The organism is Neisseria sp. Marseille-Q1983 (assembly GCF_018224585.1).
In the GTDB taxonomy this organism is placed as follows: Bacteria; Pseudomonadota; Gammaproteobacteria; order Burkholderiales; family Neisseriaceae; genus Neisseria; species Neisseria polysaccharea.
Genome location: NZ_JAGTUI010000004.1, coordinates 58,343 through 77,384, shown reverse-complemented (window position 1 = coordinate 77,384; position 19,042 = coordinate 58,343). Strand labels below are relative to the sequence as shown.

Genomic DNA, 19,042 nt, shown 5'->3' with positions numbered 1-19,042 from the left:
CCGAATTGGGATGGATACCCAAAATATCGGCGGCAGAACGGGCGGTAACTTCCAGTACAAAAAAACGGAGTAGTTCTTTTTGTACTTTTTTCTTTAATTTGCAGTGTGTTATCTTCATATTTCGAGGGTAACATATCTGCTAATCTAGTACAGCCCCTAGAATTTTTACCGACAGCAGCGGCATTTTTGCCGCTGGTATTGGCACCGTTACCGACCGCTACGGCGTTTTCAGCCGAAACAGTGGCACCAGCACCCAATGCCATCGCATTGTTAGCATCTTTTGCATTGGCACTTTTACCCAATACGACGGCACTTTCCGAGTTTTTTACTTCGGAGAACGCACCTACTGCAACGCCGTTTTCAGATAAAACCGTCGACGTTGAACCGATTACCATCCCTCTGTTGGCATTTGTTGCATTTGTGCTTCGACCAAACGCAACGGCATTTTGTGAATTTTCGATTTTAGAGAGCAGACCGAATGCAACCGAATTTGTACTTTTTGTAATGGTCGCACTATTACCCAACAAAAGGCTGCTGTCAGATTTATCGTCAATGGTTGAGTTCGGAGCCAATACCGTACTTCTAATCAAGTTGGACTTGCTGACATTACCGATAGCAATGGCAAATCCGCCCGTGGCTTCTGTTTCCGCCTTTCATGCAAACATCTTATCAGAGGCTTAAACCAGCAGGGCGTATTGTTCGATAAGCGTTTGCGTTATAATCCGAACATCAATTCTCCACGTCCGTGAGACACTTCAGCTATGGAAATCCCGCCAAACACCCCGCAACGCTCCCTGCGTCAAAACAGTATCTACCTGCTGCCCAATTCCTTTACCATCGCCGCGCTGTTTTCCGCGTTTTACGCAATCACCCAATCCATGCACGGACGTTATGAAACCGCCGCTATTGCCGTATTCATTTCCATGCTTTTGGACGGTATGGACGGGCGCGTGGCGCGGCTGACCAACAGCCAAAGCGCGTTCGGGGAGCAGCTCGACAGCCTTGCCGACATGGTCAGCTTCGGCGTTGCCCCCGCGCTTATTGCCTACAAATGGCAACTTTGGCAGTTCGGCAAAATCGGTTATTCCGTCGCCTTCATCTACTGCGCCTGCGCCGCCCTGCGCCTTGCGCTGTTCAACACGCTCATCGGCAAGGTGGACAAACGCTGGTTTATCGGCGTGCCCAGTCCGACTGCCGCCGCGCTGATTGTCGGGCTGATTTGGGTCAACCACAGCGTCGAAAAATTCCCCGCCGTCCACTGGTGGGCATTGGGCATCACACTGTTTGCCGGCCTGTCGATGATTGTCCAAATCCCTTTTTGGAGTTTTAAAGAAATCAACATCCGCAGACAAGTCCCCTTTGTCGGAATGCTGCTTGCCGTCTTACTGCTGCTTCTGGTCACTTGGGAACCGTCGCTCGTCCTCTTCCTGTTCTTTCTCGGATACAGCCTGTCCGGCTACATTATGGCGGCACGCCGATTCTGGAAAAAATACAGAAAGGCGGATTAAATGTGGCATTGGGACATTATCTTAATCCTGCTTGCCGTAGGCAGTGCGGCAGGTTTTATTGCCGGTCTGTTCGGCGTAGGCGGCGGCACGCTGATTGTCCCTGTCGTTTTATGGGTACTTGATTTGCAGGGTTTGGCACAACATCCTTACGCGCAACACCTCGCCGTCGGCACATCCTTCGCCGTCATGGTCTTCACCGCCTTTTCCAGTATGTTGGGGCAGCACAAAAAACAGGCGGTCGACTGGAAAACCGTATTTGCGATGATGCCGGGTATGATATTCGGCGTATTCGCGGGCGCACTCTCCGCAAAATATATCCCCGCATTCGGGCTTCAAATTTTCTTCATCCTGTTTTTAACTGCCGTCGCATTCAAAACACTGCATACCGGCCCTCAGACGGCATCCCGCCCGCTACCCAAGCTGCCCGGACTGACTGCGGTTTCCACACTGTTCGGCGCAATGTCGAGCTGGGTCGGCATAGGCGGCGGTTCACTTTCCGTCCCCTTCTTAATCCACTGCGGCTTCCCCGCCCATAAAGCCATCGGCACATCATCCGGCCTTGCCTGGCCGATTGCACTCTCCGGCGCAATATCGTATCTGCTCAACGGCCTGAATATTGCAGGATTACCCGAAGGGTCACTGGGCTTCCTTTACCTGCCCGCCGTCGCCGTCCTCAGCGCGGCAACCATTGCCTTTGCCCCGCTCGGTGTCAAAACCGCCCACAAACTTTCTTCTGCCAAACTCAAAAAATCCTTCGGCATTATGTTGCTTTTGATTGCCGGAAAAATGCTGTACAACCTGCTTTAAAAACCTTCTTACCGTTTGCACAAGCAATTAGCTGCTCAGCCTTCTGTTCCGACAAAAGGACAGACAACCTGACCGAAACCTTTGCAGAATATACAGAAAACAAAACAAATGCCGTCTGAAACCACATTCCGATAATCGGCAGGGTTTCAGACGGCATTCTGATAATTTCAATTACTCGGCTGCGGCAATGACGGCAACGGTAATTTTAGCAACGGCATCAGTGTGCAAAGCCACTTCCACTTCGTACTCGCCAACGGCTTTCAGAGGACCGTTCGGCAGGCGTACATTTGCTTTCACGGCTTCGATGCCGGCAGCAACGATTGCAGCAGCAATGTCGGCATTGGTGACGGAACCGAACAGGCGACCGTCCACACCAGCTTTTTGTGCAACGGTAATGGTTTGGCCATCCAATTTTTCCTGACGGGCTTGGGCATCTGCCAAAATTTCAGCCTGTTTGGCCTCCAGTTCTGCGCGGCGTGCTTCAAACTCTTTCATGTTCGCTTCAGTAGCACGTTTTGCCTTACCAGCAGGAATCAAGAAGTTACGGGCATAACCGTTTTTTACAGTAACGATGTCGCCCAAATTACCCAAACCGCCGATTTTTTCTAACAGAATAATTTGCATGATTCAATCTCCAAAATTATTTGTGTTGGTCGGTGTAAGGCAGCAGAGCCAGAAAGCGTGCGCGTTTTACGGCAACAGCCAATTGGCGTTGGTAGAATGCCTTCGTTCCTGTGATGCGTGCAGGAATGATTTTACCGTTTTCAGAGATAAAGTCTTTCAGCAAATCAACTTGTTTGTAATCGACTTCTTGGATTTTTTCAGCCGTAAAACGGCAGAATTTTCTACGTTTGAATGATTGACGAGCCATTGTCGTTTAACCTTTATATTCTTGAATATTTTGTATTCTGAGCATCGGCATAAGAGAACGTCTGCTTTTTTGAGCTAAAAAACCTTCGACGTGAACATATACACCTTGCCGATACTGCCACTCTTCCGCCTGCCTGCCTAAAATCCGTGCCGGAATTTCCAATTGGACAAGACATTGCTGCCCATTTTCTTTCTGCCATGATTCATGCTTTAAAATAATATCTAAGACAGAGATTCCGGCAGGCGTATATCGAATAGGGAAAACCTTTTCAATTAACGCGGCAAGCGAAACAAGATTAGTGAATCCCAATTATTGGGCAGCCGCTTCTTCAGACGCACCGTTCAGCAGGTTCTTAGCCTTTTCACCCCCCAACATAGGGGATGCTTCGGTAACGGCGTGTTTGGTTTTGATGGTCAGATGACGCAATACCGCATCATTGAAACGGAACGCGGTTTCCAACTCCTCAACAACTTCGGGAGTGGTTTCGATGTTCATCAAAACGTAGTGGGCTTTATGGATTTTGTTAATCGGGTAAGCCAGTTGGCGGCGACCCCAATCTTCCAAACGGTGAATCTTACCGTTTGCCTCGGTAATCATGGTTTTGTAACGTTCAACCATAGCGGGCACTTGCTCGCTTTGATCAGGATGAACGATAAACACGATCTCGTAATGACGCATGTTATCTCCTTATGGATGGTAAAAACAGCCTTCTGCCATGCGAAAGCAGAAGGCAAGGTTCAAAGAACGGGCATTATATTGGGGTTTGCCGACGGAATCAAGGATTTGGTACGAAAAACTTGCATTCCGCCGAAAATTTCGGTTCAGACGGCATTCAAATGTTTTGGCTGCCCAGCCAGCGTTCCGCGTCCAAAGCCGCCTGACAGCCGGAAGCCGCGCTGGTAATTGCCTGACGGTAGGTATGGTCTTTTACGTCGCCCGCCGCCCATACGCCTTCGATATTGGTTGCACCGACATTGTCCGCCGTACCGCCTTTTGTTTTCAGGTAGCCGGCTTCGTCCATTTCCAACTGCCCTTTGAAAATATCGGTATTCGGCTTATGCCCGATGGCAATAAAGATGCCGCTGACGGCAATTTGTTGCTCAGAACCGTCGTTGTTTTTTAATAATGCGCCGTTTACGCCCCGATCGTCGCCCAGTACTTCTTGCAGGTTGCTTTCCAGCTTGAGGATGATTTTGCCCTCTTCCACGCGTTTCATCAGTTTGTCGATCATGATTTTTTCGGCGCGGAACTCGCTGCGGCGGTGAATCAGCGTAACGGTTTTGGCGATATTGGCAAGGTAGAGTGCCTCCTCAACTGCCGTATTGCCGCCGCCGACTACGGCAACATCTTGGTTTTTGTAGAAGAAACCGTCACAGGTGGCGCAGGCGGAAACGCCTTTCCCTGCAAACGCTTCCTCACTCGGCAAACCAAGGTATTTGGCGGACGCGCCTGTTGCGACAATCAGGGCATCACAAGTGTACTCGCCCATATCGCCTTTGAGTGTGAATGGGCGTTTTTGCAAATCGACGGCGTTGATTTGGTCAAAAATGATTTCTGTTCCGAAACGTTCGGCGTGGGCGAGAAACCGCGCCATCAATTCCGGCCCTTGCACGCCGTCGGCATCGGCAGGCCAGTTGTCCACTTCGGTGGTGGTCATCAGTTGCCCGCCTTGCGCGATACCTGTAATAATGACGGGGTTTAAATTGGCGCGCGCGGCATAGACGGCGGCAGTGTATCCGGCGGGGCCGGAACCCAAAATAATCAGTTTGCGGTGTTGGGACATTGTTTTTCCTTTGCTGTGTCAAGTTTTCGGATTCTACTCGAATTATCGGCGCGTTTGAGAAATTTCGACCATACGAGCGTTCAGACGGCATCCCGCAACCTTGACTGCCGTCTGAACATCAAAGCAGGAATCAAACTTATGCAACAAAAAATCCGTTTCCAAATCGAAGGCATGACCTGTCAGGCCTGCGCTTCGCGTATTGAAAAAGTATTGAATAAAAAAGATTTTGTCGAATCAGCAGGGGTGAACTTTGCCAGCGAGGAGGCACAGGTTACGTTTGACGACAGCAAAATGTCGGTAGCCGACATTGCCAAAATCATTGAGAAAACCGGTTACGGCGCAAAGGAAAAAACGGAAGATACATTGCCACAACCTGAAGCAGAACACCATATCGGCTGGAGATTATGGCTTTTGTTTGCCATCAATATCCCCTTTCTTATCGGTATGGCGGGGATGATGATTGGCAGATACGATTGGATGATTCCGCCTGTATGGCAGTTTGTACTGGCAAGCATAGTGCAACTTTGGCTGGCAATCCCGTTTTACAAAAGCGCGTGGGCGAGCATTAAAGGCGGGCTGGCGAATATGGACGTGCTGGTTACTATCGGCACGGTGTCGATTTACCTGTATTCCGTTTATATGTTGTTTTTCAGTCCGCACGCGGCACACGGAATGGCGCACGTGTATTTTGAAGCGGGCGTGATGGTGATTGGTTTTGTGTCGCTGGGCAAATTTTTGGAACACCGCACCAAAAAATCCAGCCTGAACAGCTTGGGCTTGCTGCTCAAACTCACGCCGACCCAAGTCAATGTGCAGCGCGAAGGCGAATGGAAACAACTGCCCATCGACCAAGTGCAAATCGGCGACCTTATCCGCGCCAACCACGGCGAACGCATTGCCGCCGACGGCATCATCGAGAGCGGCAGCGGTTGGGCGGATGAGAGTCATCTTACCGGCGAATCCAACCCCGAAGAGAAAAAAGCGGGTGGCAAAGTGTTGGCAGGCGCGCTGATGACCGAAGGCAGCGTGGTGTACCGCGCTACGCAGCTCGGCAGCCAAACCCTGCTCGGCGACATGATGAACGCGCTCTCTGAAGCGCAAGGCAGTAAAGCACCGATTGCGCGCGTGGCGGACAAGGCGGCGGCAGTGTTCGTGCCTGCCGTTGTGGGCATTGCGTTGTTGACTTTTATTGTTACTTGGCTGATTAAGGGCGATTGGACGGTTGCGCTGATGCACGCCGTCGCCGTTTTGGTGATTGCCTGCCCGTGTGCGCTCGGTCTGGCTACACCCGCCGCGATTATGGTCGGCATGGGTAAAGCAGTGAAACACGGCATTTGGTTTAAAGACGCAGCGGCAATGGAAGAAGCCGCCCACGTCGATGCCGTTGTGTTGGACAAAACTGGCACGCTGACCGAAGGCAGGCCGCAGGTTGCCGCCGTTTATTGTGTTCCCGACAGCGGCTTTGACGAAGACGATTTGTACCGCATCGCCGCTGCCGTCGAACAAAACGCCACTCATCCGCTTGCCCGTGCCATCGTTTCCGCCGCCCAAACGCGCAGCTTGGAAATCCCTGCCGCACAAAACGCTCAAACCGTTGTCGGCGCAGGCATTGCCGCCGAAGTGGAAGACGTGGGTTTGGTGAAAGCAGGCAAAGCCGAATTTGCCGAACTTACCTTGCCCGAGTTTTCAGACGGCGTTTGGGACATTGCAAGCATTGTTGCAGTCTCGGTCGATAACAAACCCATAGGCGCATTCGCACTTGCCGACGCGCTGAAAGCCGATACCGCCGAAGCCATAGGCCGTCTGAAAAAACACGGCATCGACGTTTACATCATGAGCGGCGACAACCAAGGCACGGTCGAGTACGTCGCCAAACAACTGGGCATCGCACACGCCTTCGGTAATATGAGTCCGCGCGACAAAGCCGCCGAAGTGCAGAAACTCAAAGCCGCCGGCAAAACCGTGGCGATGGTCGGAGACGGCATCAACGACGCACCTGCGCTCGCCGCCGCCAACGTTAGCTTCGCCATGAAAGGCGGCGCGGACGTTGCCGAACACACCGCATCCGCCACGCTGATGCAACATTCGGTCAACCAACTCGCCGATGCCCTATCGGTATCGCGGGCGACGTTGAGAAACATCAAGCAAAACCTGTTTTTCGCCTTCTTCTACAATATTTTGGGCATTCCGCTTGCCGCGCTCGGTTTTTTAAACCCTGTTATCGCAGGCGCAGCAATGGCGGCAAGCTCGGTTTCGGTATTGGGCAATGCCTTGCGCCTGAAACGGGTAAAAATCGATTGACCGCATATAACAGCCTGCAGCCTTTCCGAACGGATAAGGCTGCCGCTGCCGATATGCCGTCTGAAGCCGTTTTTCAAATGATTGATATGAATACAGAAAACCGTTCTCCAGAACAATTCGACATCCCGCTCTTCCTCAAAAACCTGCCCAAGCTGCCGGGCGTGTACCGTTTTTTTGACGAAGGCGGCAAAGTCTTATACGTCGGCAAAGCCGTCAACCTCAAGCGGCGCGTGTCCGGTTATTTCCAAAAAAACGACCATTCGCCGCGCATCGCATTGATGGTAAAACAGGTTCATCATATCGAAACCACCATCACGCGTTCCGAAGCCGAAGCCCTGATTCTTGAAAACAACTTCATCAAAGCCTTGTCGCCGAAATACAATATCCTTTTCCGCGATGACAAAAGCTATCCTTATCTGATGCTCAGCGGCCATCAATATCCGCAAATGGCGTATTACCGCGGCACGCTGAAAAAGCCCAACCAATACTTCGGCCCGTATCCCAACAGCAACGCTGTGCGCGACAGCATCCAAATCCTGCAAAAAGTCTTCATGCTGCGTACCTGCGAAGACAGCGTATTCGAGCATCGCGACCGTCCTTGCCTGCTTTACCAAATCAAACGCTGCACCGCACCCTGCGTCGGACACATCAGCGAAGAAGACTACCGCGACAGCGTGCGTCAAGCCGCCACTTTTCTCAACGGCAAAACCGACGAACTGACCCGCACCCTGCAACACAAAATGCAAACTGCCGCCGCGAATCTGCAATTTGAAGAAGCCGCCCGCTACCGCGACCAAATCCAAGCACTCGGCATTATGCAGAGCAACCAGTTCATCGACAGCAAAAACCCGAACAACCCCAACGATATCGATTTGCTCGCGCTGGCGGTTTCAGACGGCATCGTCTGCGTACACTGGGTCAGCATACGCGGTGGGCGGCACGTCGGAGACAAAAGTTTCTTCCCCGACACCAAAAACGATCCCGAGCCAAACGGGCAAGACTATGCCGAAGCCTTCGTCGCCCAACACTATCTGGGTAAAAGCAAACCTGACATCATCATCAGCAACTTCCCCATGCCCGACGCATTGAAAGAAGCCCTAGAGAGCGAACACGGCAAACAAATGCAATTTGTCACCAAGACCATAGGCGAACGCAAAGTTTGGTTGAAAATGGCGGAGCAAAACGCACAAATGGCGATTGCACAACGCCGCCTGCAACAAAGCAGCCAGCAACACCGTATTGATGAACTGGCCAAAATCCTCGGCATGGATTCAGACGGCCTCAACCGCCTCGAATGTTTCGACATCAGCCACACCCAAGGCGAAGCCACTATTGCGTCCTGCGTTGTGTACGATGAGCAAAACATCCAGCCTTCGCAATACCGCCGCTACAACATCACGACCGCCAAACCCGGCGACGACTACGCCGCCATGCGCGAAGTATTGATGCGCCGTTACGGCAAAATGCAGGAAGCCGAAGCCAACGGCGAAAGCGTCAAATGGCCGGATGTCGTGTTGATTGACGGCGGTAAAGGGCAAATCGGCGTAGCCGTATCCGTATGGGAAGAACTCGGGCTGCACATTCCTTTGGTCGGTATCGCCAAAGGCCCGGAGCGCAAAGCCGGCATGGAAGAACTCATACTGCCTTTTACCGGCGAAGTCTTCCGCCTGCCGCCCAACAGCCCGGCATTGCATTTATTGCAAACCGTACGCGACGAATCACACCGTTTCGCCATCACCGGTCACCGCAAAAGACGCGACAAAGCACGCATTACCTCGTCCCTCGGCGACATCCCCGGCGTAGGCAGCAAACGCCGCCAAGCCCTGCTTACCCGCTTCGGCGGCCTGCGTGGCGTCGTTGCCGCCAGCAAAGAAGATTTGGAACAAGTCGAAGGCATCAGCAAGGCATTGGCGGAAACGATTTACAATCATCTGCATTAGTGTGCCACCCAAGCAAAAACCGTCTGTAAAAAATATGATACAGTAGGTCGTCGTGCCGATATAAACCTAACTTCATGACGAATAACGATGATTCGACAAAACGGAAAACGATCTGATATGAACAATCCCGACTTACTCTATCGGCAGGCCTTAGAACTCCTGTCTCAAGAACAATTTGACTTTAGCGAAGTCCACCGCCTGCTTACAGAGGCAGCATCGGCAGGTCATCCCGCCGCCGCATTCGAGTTGGCAAAACACCTGCTTGATACAAACAGCCCGTACCAAGACTACAAACAGGGTATAGAAATGCTCCGCATCGCCGCCGAACAGGGGCATCCCTACGCGCGTTATAATTTGGCATATATCCAAGAATTGGAAGGTGCACCCCCGGAAACCCTGATACCGCTTTACAAGCCTCTGGCAGAAGCAGGTCTGCCCGAAGCGCAAGTCCGCCTGATGTACCTGCTGTATGCGTCCCGGCATTTTGAAGAAGCCTTGGAATGGGCAAAAACAAGCGCAAAAAACAACAACCCCCACGGGCAATACCTGCTTGCCCAATACTGCCGGTACGGCACACCGCCGGATTTTGAAACGGCGCACCTGCTCCACCGAAAAGCGGCGGCACAAGGCTTGCTGGAAGCACATTGGCAGCTCGGGCTGCAATACCGTTTCGGACAAGGGACGAAAGCCGACACGGCACAGGCCGTCAATCATTTGCGCGCCGCCGCACAACAAGGATACATTCCTGCCTACACCCCACTTGCCGAGCTCATCCTACCTACGGCTCCCGATGAAGCCGTTCACTGGTTTCAACAGGCCGCACGGGAAAATGACCATAAAGCCCATGCCGCACTTGCCGACATCTACCTACAAGGCAAGCATCTGGAAAGAAACCACAAACTTGCCCTGCATCATGCCGAAGCAGCCGCCGCCGAACGCCATCCCGAAGGTTTGCGGATACTGGGTGACATCTGCCGCTACGGTTTGGGCATAGCCCCCGATACGGAAAAAGCCCGGCATTATTATCGGCAGGCAGCCGAAGCAGGCAGCCTTTCCGCCTATCAGAAACTCATATCCGACAGCGCGTTAAACCATCCCGACCAATACGGCGGCATCAAAGATTCCGCCATCAGGCGGCAACAGGCAGAGCAGCTTTATCAAAAAGCCCAAGCCCTTCATTACGGATTACAATGCACACCCGAATACGCAGCGGCGCTCAAACTCTACACAGAAGCAGCAGAACTCGGCCACAGCAAAGCCCAAACTAATCTGGGCAGTATGTATTACTTCGGACAGGGCATAGCCGCCGACTACAACAAAGCACGCAAATGGTTTGAGCAAGCCGCCGCGCAAAAAGACAGCATGGCACTTTATAACCTCGCCTGCATCCATTACAGCGGACACGGTGTAGGGCCGGACAAAGAAAAAGCCTGCCGCTACCTGCAAGAAGCCATAAACAGCGGACACGAACAAAAAAGCTTTCTGCAAGAACTGTTGCAACAGTGGCAAAATGCCGTCTGAACACCGGTACATTTACCCCGCAAAAACGAAACAGGTATAATCGCCCCTTTCCCGCCGTCCGAACAGACAGCTCTCACTCAGACGGCATCCTGATTGCACAACCGCACGAAAGCATTATGACAGACACCGCCGAAAACCAAACACAAAACAACTGGCAAGCCAAACATCCCCGCAGCATCCGCAGTTTCGTCCTCCGCCAAAGCCACATGACCGCCGCACAGCAACGCGCCATCGATACCTTATGGGACAGCTTCGGCATTGACTACCAAGCAACACCGGCCGATCTCGATGCCCGTTTCGGAAGCAGCCGTCCCAAAATCCTCGAAATAGGCTTCGGCATGGGAACGGCAACCGCAGAAATCGCCCGCAGGCTGCCCGAAACCGACTTTCTCGCCATCGACGTACACGGTCCCGGCGTAGGCAACCTGCTCAAACTCATAGACGAAAACCATTTGGAAAATATCCGCGTGATGAGGCACGATGCCGTAGAAGTTGTCGAAAATATGCTGCAAGACGGCTCGCTCGACGGCATCCACATTTTCTTCCCCGACCCGTGGCACAAAAAACGCCACCACAAACGCCGTCTGATACAAGCCCCCTTCATCGCCAAACTGCTGCCCAAACTCAAAACCGGCGGCTATATCCACCTGGCGACAGACTGGGAAGAATATGCGCAGCAGATGCTTGAAGTCCTCAGCAGCTTCGACAGCCTTAAAAATACGGCAGCAGACTACACCCCCACCCCGGACTACCGCCCCGAAACCAAATTCGAAGCGCGCGGCAAACGCCTCGGACACGGCGTTTGGGACTTGGTATTCAAACGGATCAGATAACAAACCGCCGGATAAAAAATGCCGTCTGAAGCACGTTTGCTGACAGACGGCATTTTTTCAAGATAAAGCAGCGGGTGATGTTTCAATACAAGTTTTGAAATAATGGTTTGAACGGCAAAAACGCGTGTATACCGCACGCATCCTTGTAGGTTTTATGTATATCGGTTTTAAATTTGTCCCGCTCGTAGGTAAAGTATATGGCACTGCTCTACTCAAAGTTTATTGGAGTATAGATTATGTCTTTTGAGAAAACACGCCCTCAACATTAAATGTTAGTTCCGTATAAAAAATACTAGGAGTTTCTTTTATTGCACACAAATGATTTACTCTTTTAGTTTGAGTAAATTTTATTTGAATACCTTGCTTACTATTATAGTTTATAAAATCAATAGCCTTATCTTCAGCCAGACGTTCCAACTCTGATAACTCAGTCATTATCAATCTGATTTTCCTTAATTTTTCTGAAGTATCAACAAATACAAAAGAAACTGCGGGAGCCATATCTAAAAGCTCGGCTGTGTCTTTTAATTTATTTATATTATTCCTATCAAAATCAAATGATTTGCTTTCTGTCTCTGGGAAATTTCTTCCTTTTACCGATATAACTATCCTCTTACATGGTTTTTCTCTGCTTATCGCCAAAACATCAGCACCAACATGATCAATTAGCGCAACTGACCAATTATTTAGACCTAAAACATACATTACTAAAGACTCAGCAAAATCTCCAAACTGCTTTGCAAAACGAAGATCCCTGTTCTGATTCATTATTTTCGCTCCTTTGATAACTCAACAAGCCGTAGCCCGTATAAAATCTTTAGTTTCCCGTAGGTCGGATTCTCGAATCCGACATTACTTTAATCGTATTCAATAGAAAAGTCCGCATTGCCACCACCCCAATTATGCGGATAAATACCCTGTTTGACATAACGGTAAAACGTAGAAAACCGCCAATCGGAAATTTGTCCTACATAGCCATGTTTGACCGGATTGAACAAAATGGCAGGCAAAATCGGCCTCATCGCGGATAGTATGTTCCCCAAAGCGTTTTGCCAAAGCCTGAGATTGCCGCCGATTAAATATTGGTAAAAAAGGAAAGCCCACAAGTTTAAAATTTAAATTCCCAGCTAAAGAGGTTTTACTATGAATAAAGAAACAGCAGAAGAAATACAATGCGGATTTGAATATTTGGCCTTTGATAATCTTACTCCGATATCTTTTGCACCACTAGGGCGCGAACCGCAAACATGGCAATGGCAATTTGCAGTTGAATTTATATATCGACTATTAGTATGTGAATTGGCTATTTTATGGCCTTTTACATTTGATAAAATACAAGAGATATTCATGTTTTGCCAAGAATTTGCAAAACAAAATCCTTTTGGTATGGAAAATAATGAATTATGGTATTCTGGGGAAATTACATTAACAAAAAAAGGTTTGGATTTAGTTAAATTTTATATTCCCGAACTATTCGAATGCGAAGATTTGCCATTTGAGCTTAATCATTCGTTCATTCTAGCGCTAGAATCTATTTTTTCAGATTATGAAGTTCCATGGGAGGAAAATAATCCATTAATACCTATAAAAATATTAGATAATAAATAAATTACGTAGGTAGGCTCAAAATTTCTTCAGAGACGATTAAGAAGCAAGCCATAGCTCGTATGAAATCTAAATTCAACAAGTAAGCCGTAGCCCGCATAAAATCTTTAATTTTCCGTAGGTCGGACTCTCGAATCTGACATTTTGGGCATTGCTGCAATGGATTGCAATTACGGAAGTATTAAAGATTTTGTCGGATACAAGTATCCGACCTACGCTTGCTGCCTCACGCAAAGAACGCGTGCATGCGTACCGCACACGCCCTACAAGTCGGTTTTAAAGTTTGTGCTACCCGCAGGTAGGGGGTATGGCGCAGCCACACACGCATTTGGTGGGAATACAGGCTATGGCTTGCTTGTTTTATTCCTCACGCAATTTTTCAAAAACATAATCACAGTATCCACAAAGTGGATAAAACATTAGTTCTGAAGTGGGAATATTACTACCACAATTTTGGCAGATTCCATCTGCCTTATTACCGCATGAATAACAAATATTTTCAATATAATCATATTGTCCTTCACAAAAAGGACATGTTACAACAGGCTCTTCTCCACCATATCTCCGACACTCCCACCATTCATCTTCATACTTTTCATATAAACATTCTCTAACTAAATCTTCATAATCCCATGTTTTATTACATGATTTGCACCTATAAATTTGACAGCTAGCATCATAGCTTTTGCCATCATCTTCATGATCTACTGTAATTAAACCATAACCACATTTAGAGCATTTATGATTTGAAATCGTTTCATAAATTTCTTCATAATAGAAATTTAGCCTTCTCAATTCATCAAGGCATGAGTTTTTTTCGTTATCATATACACTTTTAATTGATAATAGTCTTTCCCATGTATCTTTACTGAATAATTCTTCAGGATCATAGTCTAAATTATTTCTAATAAAATTATTTACAATAGGAAATGACATTGCAATCATTTCTTGTACGGCACTAATAGATGATTCACTATAATAATGTTCAATATTGTTTCGATAAGAATTTATTTTGTCTAGATTTTCCCAATCTATAGAAATATTTAATGATTTAAATCTATCTTTAATAGACTGAACATCAACCGTTTTATTGCCTTTACCTTTTGCAATAATATTGCCATTTTCTATGAACCATGAAATCTGTTGTTTAATCAAAACCTCGTCGGAATTAGCTGGACTTAGTTCAACTAATTTATACTTAAATAACAGCAAAATTCCTGCAAAAACATTTCTTACACAGGAAATAATCCTACGTTCATCTTGTTGGCTTAGTTTATAATCTTCAATACCAATTTCAATGGAATTAATAGCATTTTGTAGTAATTTATTATTCATCTTATTCCGCCCCAAACAATAAATTCTCTTTAATCCCCCGTATCCTATCCCGCAACACCGCCGCTTCTTCAAACTGCAAATCCCTAGCCGCCTGCTGCATGGCTTTTTCCAGTTTGGCGATTTCTTTAACCGCGTCTTCTTCGTTGTGGATTTCGCCGACTTTAACTTTGTTTTTGCCTTTCAGACGGCCTTTACCGCTGTCTTCTTCATGGTACACGCCGTCGATGATGTCTTTGACCTGTTTTTTAATCTGCTGCGGTACGATACCGTGTTCTTCGTTAAATTTTATCTGTTTTTCACGGCGGCGTTCGGTTTCGTCGATGGCGGCTTTCATGGAGTCGGTGATTTTGTCGGCGTACAGGATGGCGATGCCGTTCACGTTGCGCGCGGCACGGCCTATGGTTTGAATCAGGCTGCGGTGTGAGCGCAGGAAGCCTTCTTTGTCGGCGTCGAGAATGGCGACGAGGGAGACTTCGGGGATGTCCAAGCCTTCGCGCAAGAGGTTGATACCGACGAGTACGTCAAACAGTCCGAGCCGTAAATCTCTAATGATTTCAACGCGCTCGACGGTGTCGATGTCGCTGTGCAGGTAGCGCACTTTAATGCCGAGTTCGCTGTAATAGTCGGTGAGTTGCTCCGCCATGCGTTTGGTGAGGGTGGTAACGAGCACGCGTTCGCCTTTTTGGATGCGGTCGTTGATTTCGCTCATTAAATCGTCGACTTGGGTGGCGACGGGGCGGATGATGATTTGGGGGTCGACCAGCCCTGTGGGGCGGACGACTTGTTCGACCACTTGTCCGGCGTGTTCTTCTTCGTATTTGGCGGGAGTAGCGGAAACGAAGACGGTTTGCGGCATGACTTTTTCAAATTCGTGGAATTTGAGTGGGCGGTTGTCGCGGGCGGAGGGCAGGCGAAAGCCGTAATCTACGAGGTTTTGCTTGCGCGATGCGTCGCCTTTGTACATGCCGCCGATTTGGGTAACGGTAACGTGGCTTTCGTCGATGAACATGATGGCGTTGTCGGGCAGGTAGTCCATCAGCGTGGGCGGCGGTTCGCCTTCTTTTTTGCCGGAGAAGTGGCGGGAGTAGTTTTCAATGCCTTTGCAGAAGCCCATTTCGTAGAGCATTTCGAGGTCGAAGCGGGTGCGCTGTTCGATGCGTTGTTGCTCGACGGGGCGGTTTTCTTTGGTAAAGAAATCAATGCATTCGCGCAATTCTTCTTTGATGGACTCGCAGGCGCGCAATACGGTGTCGCGCGGGGTAACGTAGTGGCTGGACGGGAAGACGGTGTAACGGCCTACGCGCTGGTGCAGGCTGCCTGAAAGCGGGTCGAACATATCGAGGCGGTCGATTTCGTCGTCAAACAGGCTGATGCGCAAGGCGTTTTCGGAGCTTTCGGCGGGGTACACGTCAATCACGTCGCCGCGCACGCGGAAGCTGCCGCGTTTGAAGTCCAAATCGCCACGTTCGTACTGCATGGAAACGAGCGTGGCGATGATGTCGCGCTGGGCTATGGTGTCGCCTTCTTTGATGGACAACACCATTTGTTGATATTCGGTCGGGTCGCCGATACCGTAAATGGCGGACACGGTGGCGACGATAATCACGTCGTTGCGCGTCATCAGGTTTTTGGTGGCGGAAAGGCGCATTTGCTCGATGTGTTCGTTGATCGCGCTGTCTTTTTCGATGAACAAATCGCGGCTGGGCACATAGGCTTCGGGTTGGTAATAGTCGTAGTAGGAGACGAAATATTCCACCGCGTTTTCAGGGAAAAACTCGCGCATTTCGGCATAAAGCTGGGCGGCAAGGGTTTTGTTGTGCGCCATGATGATGGCGGGGCGGCCGCTTTGGGCGATGACGTTCGCCATGGTGTAGGTTTTGCCCGAACCGGTTACGCCAAGCAGGGTTTGATAGGCAAGGCCGTCTGAAAGCCCTTCGAGCAGGCCGGCAATGGCGGAGGGCTGGTCGCCGGCGGGCGGGAATGGCTGGTGGAGTTTGAAGGGGGAATTTGGGTATTGGATAACTTCCATAATCTTGCCTGTGATGCGTTTGCGGACAAAGCGTGTAATAGGGATGGGTCAGAAACGTCTTTCAGACGGCATGGAATAAAAGACATTCCCAACCGTATGCCGTCTGAACTCAACCGCAATCCCAAGTGAATGCCGTTTTGGAAAAATCGCATTTTTCCAAATCTTCGGGCGCGATAAAGAAATTGCCGATGCCCATATCGCCCCACATGATGTCTATTCCTTCGTTCTCATCATATTGGCTTTCCAATTGGAATAGCAGTTCATAGCCTTCCAAACTGCCGTCGCGCGGATCGTATTGGGCAAAGCAGGGATAACCGCCAATACAGTGTCCCGCCTGATTGGAGGCTTCCCGATAGTTCTCGTAAAGCCGCCAATCGTTGTTACCCGTATCCGTAACCCTTTCGAGAATCAGCTTGCGCATTTCCGGAAAAGTCTGATCGAAACGGTAATCATCGAAAGACAGATATTGCGTCTCCGGTTCGGAAAAAACCATGCGGAATTCTTCCTCTGCATCAAACGGCAGACCGACTCCGAAATCCCCAAAATCGGAATATGCCGGAACATCCGAACACAAATCTTCCTGCCGCACTTCGCGATGGTACAAAACACGGAATCCCTTTTGGGCGCGCAAGTCGTCGAAATCCATGCCCGACAAATCGTCGTAACCGTCGACAAAGAACTGGACGATGCCTTCGGTCGGATAGTCCGGCAGATGCGGCATTTGGGCAAAGTTGATTTGCGCCAACAGGGAAAGCGGTTGTCCTTGGGCATTTTGAGGATATTCCATACCCTCCGGCAGATAAGGTCTGCCGCCGACTTTGCTGTCCCACAGTTCTACTGTCTCTTTCTTCAAAGAAAAACGCACGACGGGTTTTGCCGTGGCTGCAATTTTCTCTGCAAACGGTTCAAATTCTGGTAAAAAATTGCTCATAACCTGTCCTTTCAAACATAATATGCCGTCTGAAACCCTTTCAGACGGCATCGTCAAAACCTACTTCTTATCTTTCTTATCTTTATTTGAAACCGGCTTTTTCGCCGCCAGCCCCAAAGACTTCTGCCACTGCTCGGGCGATTTGACCAAATCCAAAGCCTTCCGCAACTGGTCGTCTTTCGCAGGGTTCGGAATCCGCCTTGAAGACAAATCCTCATCCTTTTTCTTTTTGCCTTTTTCTTTTGCAACAGGTTTATCCGCATTTTCTTCAACCGGCACGGCAAGGGTTTCACTATTGACATCCTCGCCGCCCAAAGGATTGCCGATGTGTCCGACCAAATCCGCCTCGCGGCTTTCAAAAGTGCGTTCCTTATCCTTCACCTCGACATCGGGAACAATCCCCTGCGCCTGAATGGAGCGGTCGTTCGGCGTATAATACAGCGCCGTTGTCAGCTTGACCGCGCTGCCGTTGGACAAGGGAATCAAAGTCTGAACCGAACCTTTGCCGAAGCTCTGCGTACCGACGATGACCGCACGTTTGTGGTCCTGCAATGCACCTGCGACAATTTCCGAAGCGGAAGCCGAACCCGAATTGATCAACACCGTCATCGGTATGGTTTTCAACTCGGCAGGAATGCCCGCCAAAGGATCGCCGCTCATACCGTACACATAATCCTCGGGAACAGCTTTCAGTACCATGCCGTCTTTGCCGTCGCGTCCCTTGGTACTGACGACGACCGCTTCAGACGGCAGAAATGCCGCCGACACGCCGACCGCGCCGGTCAAAAGTCCGCCGGGGTCGTCGCGCAAATCCAACACCAGCCCTTTGAGCGGTTTTCCTTTATTTTCCTTGACCAGCTCTTTAGCTGCCGAGTTCACGCCTTCAACCGTCCGCTCTTGGAACTGGGAGACGCGGATATAGCCGTAATCCGGTTCAAGCAAATGATGGCGGACGCTTTTCACTTTAATGATGGCGCGCGTCAGGTTGACGACTATCGGCTTGTCGGCATTTTTACGCGACAGCGTCAAAGTAATCTTCGTACCCGGCTTGCCTCTCATTTTTTTAATCGCTTCGCTGACTGTCATTCCGCGCGTCGAAACATTATTGATTTTCACAATGAAGTCGCCGCTTTTCACCCCCGCCCGTTCCGCAGGCGTATCCTCAATCGGTGCGATAACTTTGACAAATCCGTCTTCTTGACCGATTTCCATGCCTAGGCCGCCAAACTCCCCGCTGGTAGACTCCTTCATTTCCGCATAACCTTTTTTATCCATATATTCGGAATGCGGATCCAAATCGGCAACCATACCCTTCATCGCACCTTCAAACAAATCGGCATCGGGTTTGTCCTGATAATAGTTTGCCTTAATCTGACCATAAACCTCCGCCATCGTACGGATGGATTGCACCGGCAGGACTTCGTTATCCCGCCTGTCCTTCTCGGCGGCAAAACCCTGCACCGCCAGACTGACGGCCACGCCGCTGATTGCACCCAAGGTATAAAGTGCGATTTTCTTAAAAACAGGTTTCGACATTCTTCTTTAACTTTCTCTCTTGATTTCCAAAAACCGGAAAAC

Annotated in this window: 18 protein-coding genes and 3 pseudogenes; 7 read left to right on the top strand and 14 right to left on the bottom strand. The window is 49.7% G+C overall.

Features of this window, described 5'->3' with window-relative positions:
• A pseudogene (locus tag KEM39_RS01855) lies at positions 1-118 on the bottom strand (IS1595 family transposase); the annotation flags it as partial.
• 76 nt (positions 119-194) lie between these two features.
• Positions 195-263 (bottom strand): annotated as a pseudogene (locus tag KEM39_RS11945) (hypothetical protein); the annotation flags it as partial.
• A 498-nt stretch (positions 264-761) separates the two neighbouring features.
• On the opposite strand from KEM39_RS11945, the gene pssA reads away from it, so the two are divergent.
• On the top strand, positions 762-1,508 hold the full coding sequence (gene pssA / locus KEM39_RS01850) for a CDP-diacylglycerol--serine O-phosphatidyltransferase (RefSeq protein ID WP_025458074.1): 747 nt from the start codon (positions 762-764) through the stop codon (positions 1,506-1,508).
• On the top strand, positions 1,509-2,315 hold the full coding sequence (locus tag KEM39_RS01845; RefSeq protein WP_061726629.1) for a sulfite exporter TauE/SafE family protein: 807 nt from the start codon (positions 1,509-1,511) through the stop codon (positions 2,313-2,315).
• Here KEM39_RS01845 and KEM39_RS11460 read toward each other — a convergent pair.
• The 6 genes from KEM39_RS11460 to trxB all read right to left on the bottom strand — a co-directional run bounded on the left by KEM39_RS11460 (position 2,269) and on the right by trxB (position 4,969).
• Positions 2,269-2,472 (bottom strand): hypothetical protein, encoded by a 204-nt coding sequence (locus tag KEM39_RS11460; protein WP_240002724.1) that lies wholly within the window; start codon positions 2,470-2,472, stop codon positions 2,269-2,271. The two genes, KEM39_RS01845 and KEM39_RS11460, sit on opposite strands and share 47 nt — an antisense overlap.
• Before the next feature lie 14 nt (positions 2,473-2,486).
• Entirely contained in the window at positions 2,487-2,939 is a 453-nt protein-coding gene (gene rplI / locus KEM39_RS01835; RefSeq protein WP_118997166.1) for a 50S ribosomal protein L9, read from the bottom strand.
• 16 nt (positions 2,940-2,955) lie between these two features.
• Complete coding sequence (rpsR, locus tag KEM39_RS01830) at positions 2,956-3,186, bottom strand: 30S ribosomal protein S18 (RefSeq protein WP_002213306.1); 231 nt, start codon at positions 3,184-3,186, stop codon at positions 2,956-2,958.
• Between the two features lie 6 nt (positions 3,187-3,192).
• The gene (gene priB, locus KEM39_RS01825) at positions 3,193-3,495 is read right to left on the bottom strand and encodes a primosomal replication protein N (protein WP_118997167.1); all 303 of its coding nucleotides are present in this window, start codon (positions 3,493-3,495) and stop codon (positions 3,193-3,195) included.
• Complete coding sequence (gene rpsF, locus KEM39_RS01820; RefSeq protein WP_118997168.1) at positions 3,496-3,864, bottom strand: 30S ribosomal protein S6; 369 nt, start codon at positions 3,862-3,864, stop codon at positions 3,496-3,498.
• 154 nt (positions 3,865-4,018) lie between these two features.
• Positions 4,019-4,969 (bottom strand): thioredoxin-disulfide reductase, encoded by a 951-nt coding sequence (gene trxB, locus KEM39_RS01815; RefSeq protein ID WP_002213296.1) that lies wholly within the window; start codon positions 4,967-4,969, stop codon positions 4,019-4,021.
• A 138-nt stretch (positions 4,970-5,107) separates the two neighbouring features.
• Here trxB and KEM39_RS01810 point away from each other — a divergent pair, with 138 nt between their 5' ends.
• The 4 genes from KEM39_RS01810 to trmB all read left to right on the top strand — a co-directional run bounded on the left by KEM39_RS01810 (position 5,108) and on the right by trmB (position 11,564).
• Positions 5,108-7,270, top strand: a complete 2,163-nt coding sequence (locus KEM39_RS01810) for a heavy metal translocating P-type ATPase (RefSeq protein ID WP_211709524.1) — start codon at positions 5,108-5,110, stop codon at positions 7,268-7,270.
• A 53-nt stretch (positions 7,271-7,323) separates the two neighbouring features.
• A complete protein-coding gene (gene uvrC, locus KEM39_RS01805; RefSeq protein WP_118997170.1) occupies positions 7,324-9,210 on the top strand; it encodes an excinuclease ABC subunit UvrC in 1,887 nt (628 codons plus the stop codon).
• A gap of 117 nt (positions 9,211-9,327) precedes the next feature.
• Positions 9,328-10,731: a tetratricopeptide repeat protein gene (locus tag KEM39_RS01800; RefSeq protein WP_211709523.1), complete on the top strand. Its 1,404-nt coding sequence runs from the start codon at positions 9,328-9,330 to the stop codon at positions 10,729-10,731.
• A gap of 116 nt (positions 10,732-10,847) precedes the next feature.
• Positions 10,848-11,564: a tRNA (guanosine(46)-N7)-methyltransferase TrmB gene (gene trmB / locus KEM39_RS01795; RefSeq protein ID WP_211709522.1), complete on the top strand. Its 717-nt coding sequence runs from the start codon at positions 10,848-10,850 to the stop codon at positions 11,562-11,564.
• 234 nt (positions 11,565-11,798) lie between these two features.
• Here the strand turns inward: trmB and KEM39_RS01790 are convergent, their stop codons facing one another.
• Entirely contained in the window at positions 11,799-12,332 is a 534-nt protein-coding gene (locus KEM39_RS01790; RefSeq protein ID WP_003752575.1) for a hypothetical protein, read from the bottom strand.
• A gap of 89 nt (positions 12,333-12,421) precedes the next feature.
• Positions 12,422-12,649: pseudogene (locus KEM39_RS01785) on the bottom strand (transposase); the annotation flags it as partial.
• Between the two features lie 58 nt (positions 12,650-12,707).
• Between KEM39_RS01785 and KEM39_RS01780 the strand changes: the two are divergent.
• The gene (locus KEM39_RS01780) at positions 12,708-13,172 is read left to right on the top strand and encodes a hypothetical protein (RefSeq protein WP_118997173.1); all 465 of its coding nucleotides are present in this window, start codon (positions 12,708-12,710) and stop codon (positions 13,170-13,172) included.
• 357 nt (positions 13,173-13,529) lie between these two features.
• On the opposite strand, the gene KEM39_RS01775 is transcribed toward KEM39_RS01780, so the two are convergent.
• The 4 genes from KEM39_RS01775 to KEM39_RS01760 all read right to left on the bottom strand — a co-directional run bounded on the left by KEM39_RS01775 (position 13,530) and on the right by KEM39_RS01760 (position 19,000).
• Positions 13,530-14,504: a hypothetical protein gene (locus tag KEM39_RS01775; RefSeq protein WP_118997175.1), complete on the bottom strand. Its 975-nt coding sequence runs from the start codon at positions 14,502-14,504 to the stop codon at positions 13,530-13,532.
• A gap of 1 nt (position 14,505) precedes the next feature.
• Positions 14,506-16,533, bottom strand: coding sequence for an excinuclease ABC subunit UvrB (gene uvrB / locus KEM39_RS01770; protein ID WP_118997176.1), 2,028 nt, complete (start codon positions 16,531-16,533; stop codon positions 14,506-14,508).
• 109 nt (positions 16,534-16,642) lie between these two features.
• Complete coding sequence (locus tag KEM39_RS01765) at positions 16,643-17,464, bottom strand: DUF1963 domain-containing protein (protein ID WP_118997177.1); 822 nt, start codon at positions 17,462-17,464, stop codon at positions 16,643-16,645.
• 60 nt (positions 17,465-17,524) lie between these two features.
• Positions 17,525-19,000 (bottom strand): S41 family peptidase, encoded by a 1,476-nt coding sequence (locus KEM39_RS01760; RefSeq protein WP_118997178.1) that lies wholly within the window; start codon positions 18,998-19,000, stop codon positions 17,525-17,527.
• Positions 19,001-19,042 lie beyond the last annotated feature (42 nt).

Coding starts and splice junctions, on each gene's coding strand:
- pssA (WP_025458074.1), top strand. CDS start 762: ATGGAAATCCCGCCAAACACCCCGCAACGCTCCCTGCGTCAAAACAGT.
- KEM39_RS01845 (WP_061726629.1), top strand. CDS start 1,509: ATGTGGCATTGGGACATTATCTTAATCCTGCTTGCCGTAGGCAGTGCG.
- KEM39_RS11460 (WP_240002724.1), bottom strand. CDS start 2,472: ATGCCGTCTGAAACCCTGCCGATTATCGGAATGTGGTTTCAGACGGCA.
- rplI (WP_118997166.1), bottom strand. CDS start 2,939: ATGCAAATTATTCTGTTAGAAAAAATCGGCGGTTTGGGTAATTTGGGC.
- rpsR (WP_002213306.1), bottom strand. CDS start 3,186: ATGGCTCGTCAATCATTCAAACGTAGAAAATTCTGCCGTTTTACGGCT.
- rpsF (WP_118997168.1), bottom strand. CDS start 3,864: ATGCGTCATTACGAGATCGTGTTTATCGTTCATCCTGATCAAAGCGAG.
- trxB (WP_002213296.1), bottom strand. CDS start 4,969: ATGTCCCAACACCGCAAACTGATTATTTTGGGTTCCGGCCCCGCCGGA.
- KEM39_RS01810 (WP_211709524.1), top strand. CDS start 5,108: ATGCAACAAAAAATCCGTTTCCAAATCGAAGGCATGACCTGTCAGGCC.
- uvrC (WP_118997170.1), top strand. CDS start 7,324: ATGCCGTCTGAAGCCGTTTTTCAAATGATTGATATGAATACAGAAAAC.
- KEM39_RS01800 (WP_211709523.1), top strand. CDS start 9,328: ATGAACAATCCCGACTTACTCTATCGGCAGGCCTTAGAACTCCTGTCT.
- trmB (WP_211709522.1), top strand. CDS start 10,848: ATGACAGACACCGCCGAAAACCAAACACAAAACAACTGGCAAGCCAAA.
- KEM39_RS01790 (WP_003752575.1), bottom strand. CDS start 12,332: ATGAATCAGAACAGGGATCTTCGTTTTGCAAAGCAGTTTGGAGATTTT.
- KEM39_RS01780 (WP_118997173.1), top strand. CDS start 12,708: ATGAATAAAGAAACAGCAGAAGAAATACAATGCGGATTTGAATATTTG.
- KEM39_RS01775 (WP_118997175.1), bottom strand. CDS start 14,504: ATGAATAATAAATTACTACAAAATGCTATTAATTCCATTGAAATTGGT.
- uvrB (WP_118997176.1), bottom strand. CDS start 16,533: ATGGAAGTTATCCAATACCCAAATTCCCCCTTCAAACTCCACCAGCCA.
- KEM39_RS01765 (WP_118997177.1), bottom strand. CDS start 17,464: ATGAGCAATTTTTTACCAGAATTTGAACCGTTTGCAGAGAAAATTGCA.
- KEM39_RS01760 (WP_118997178.1), bottom strand. CDS start 19,000: ATGTCGAAACCTGTTTTTAAGAAAATCGCACTTTATACCTTGGGTGCA.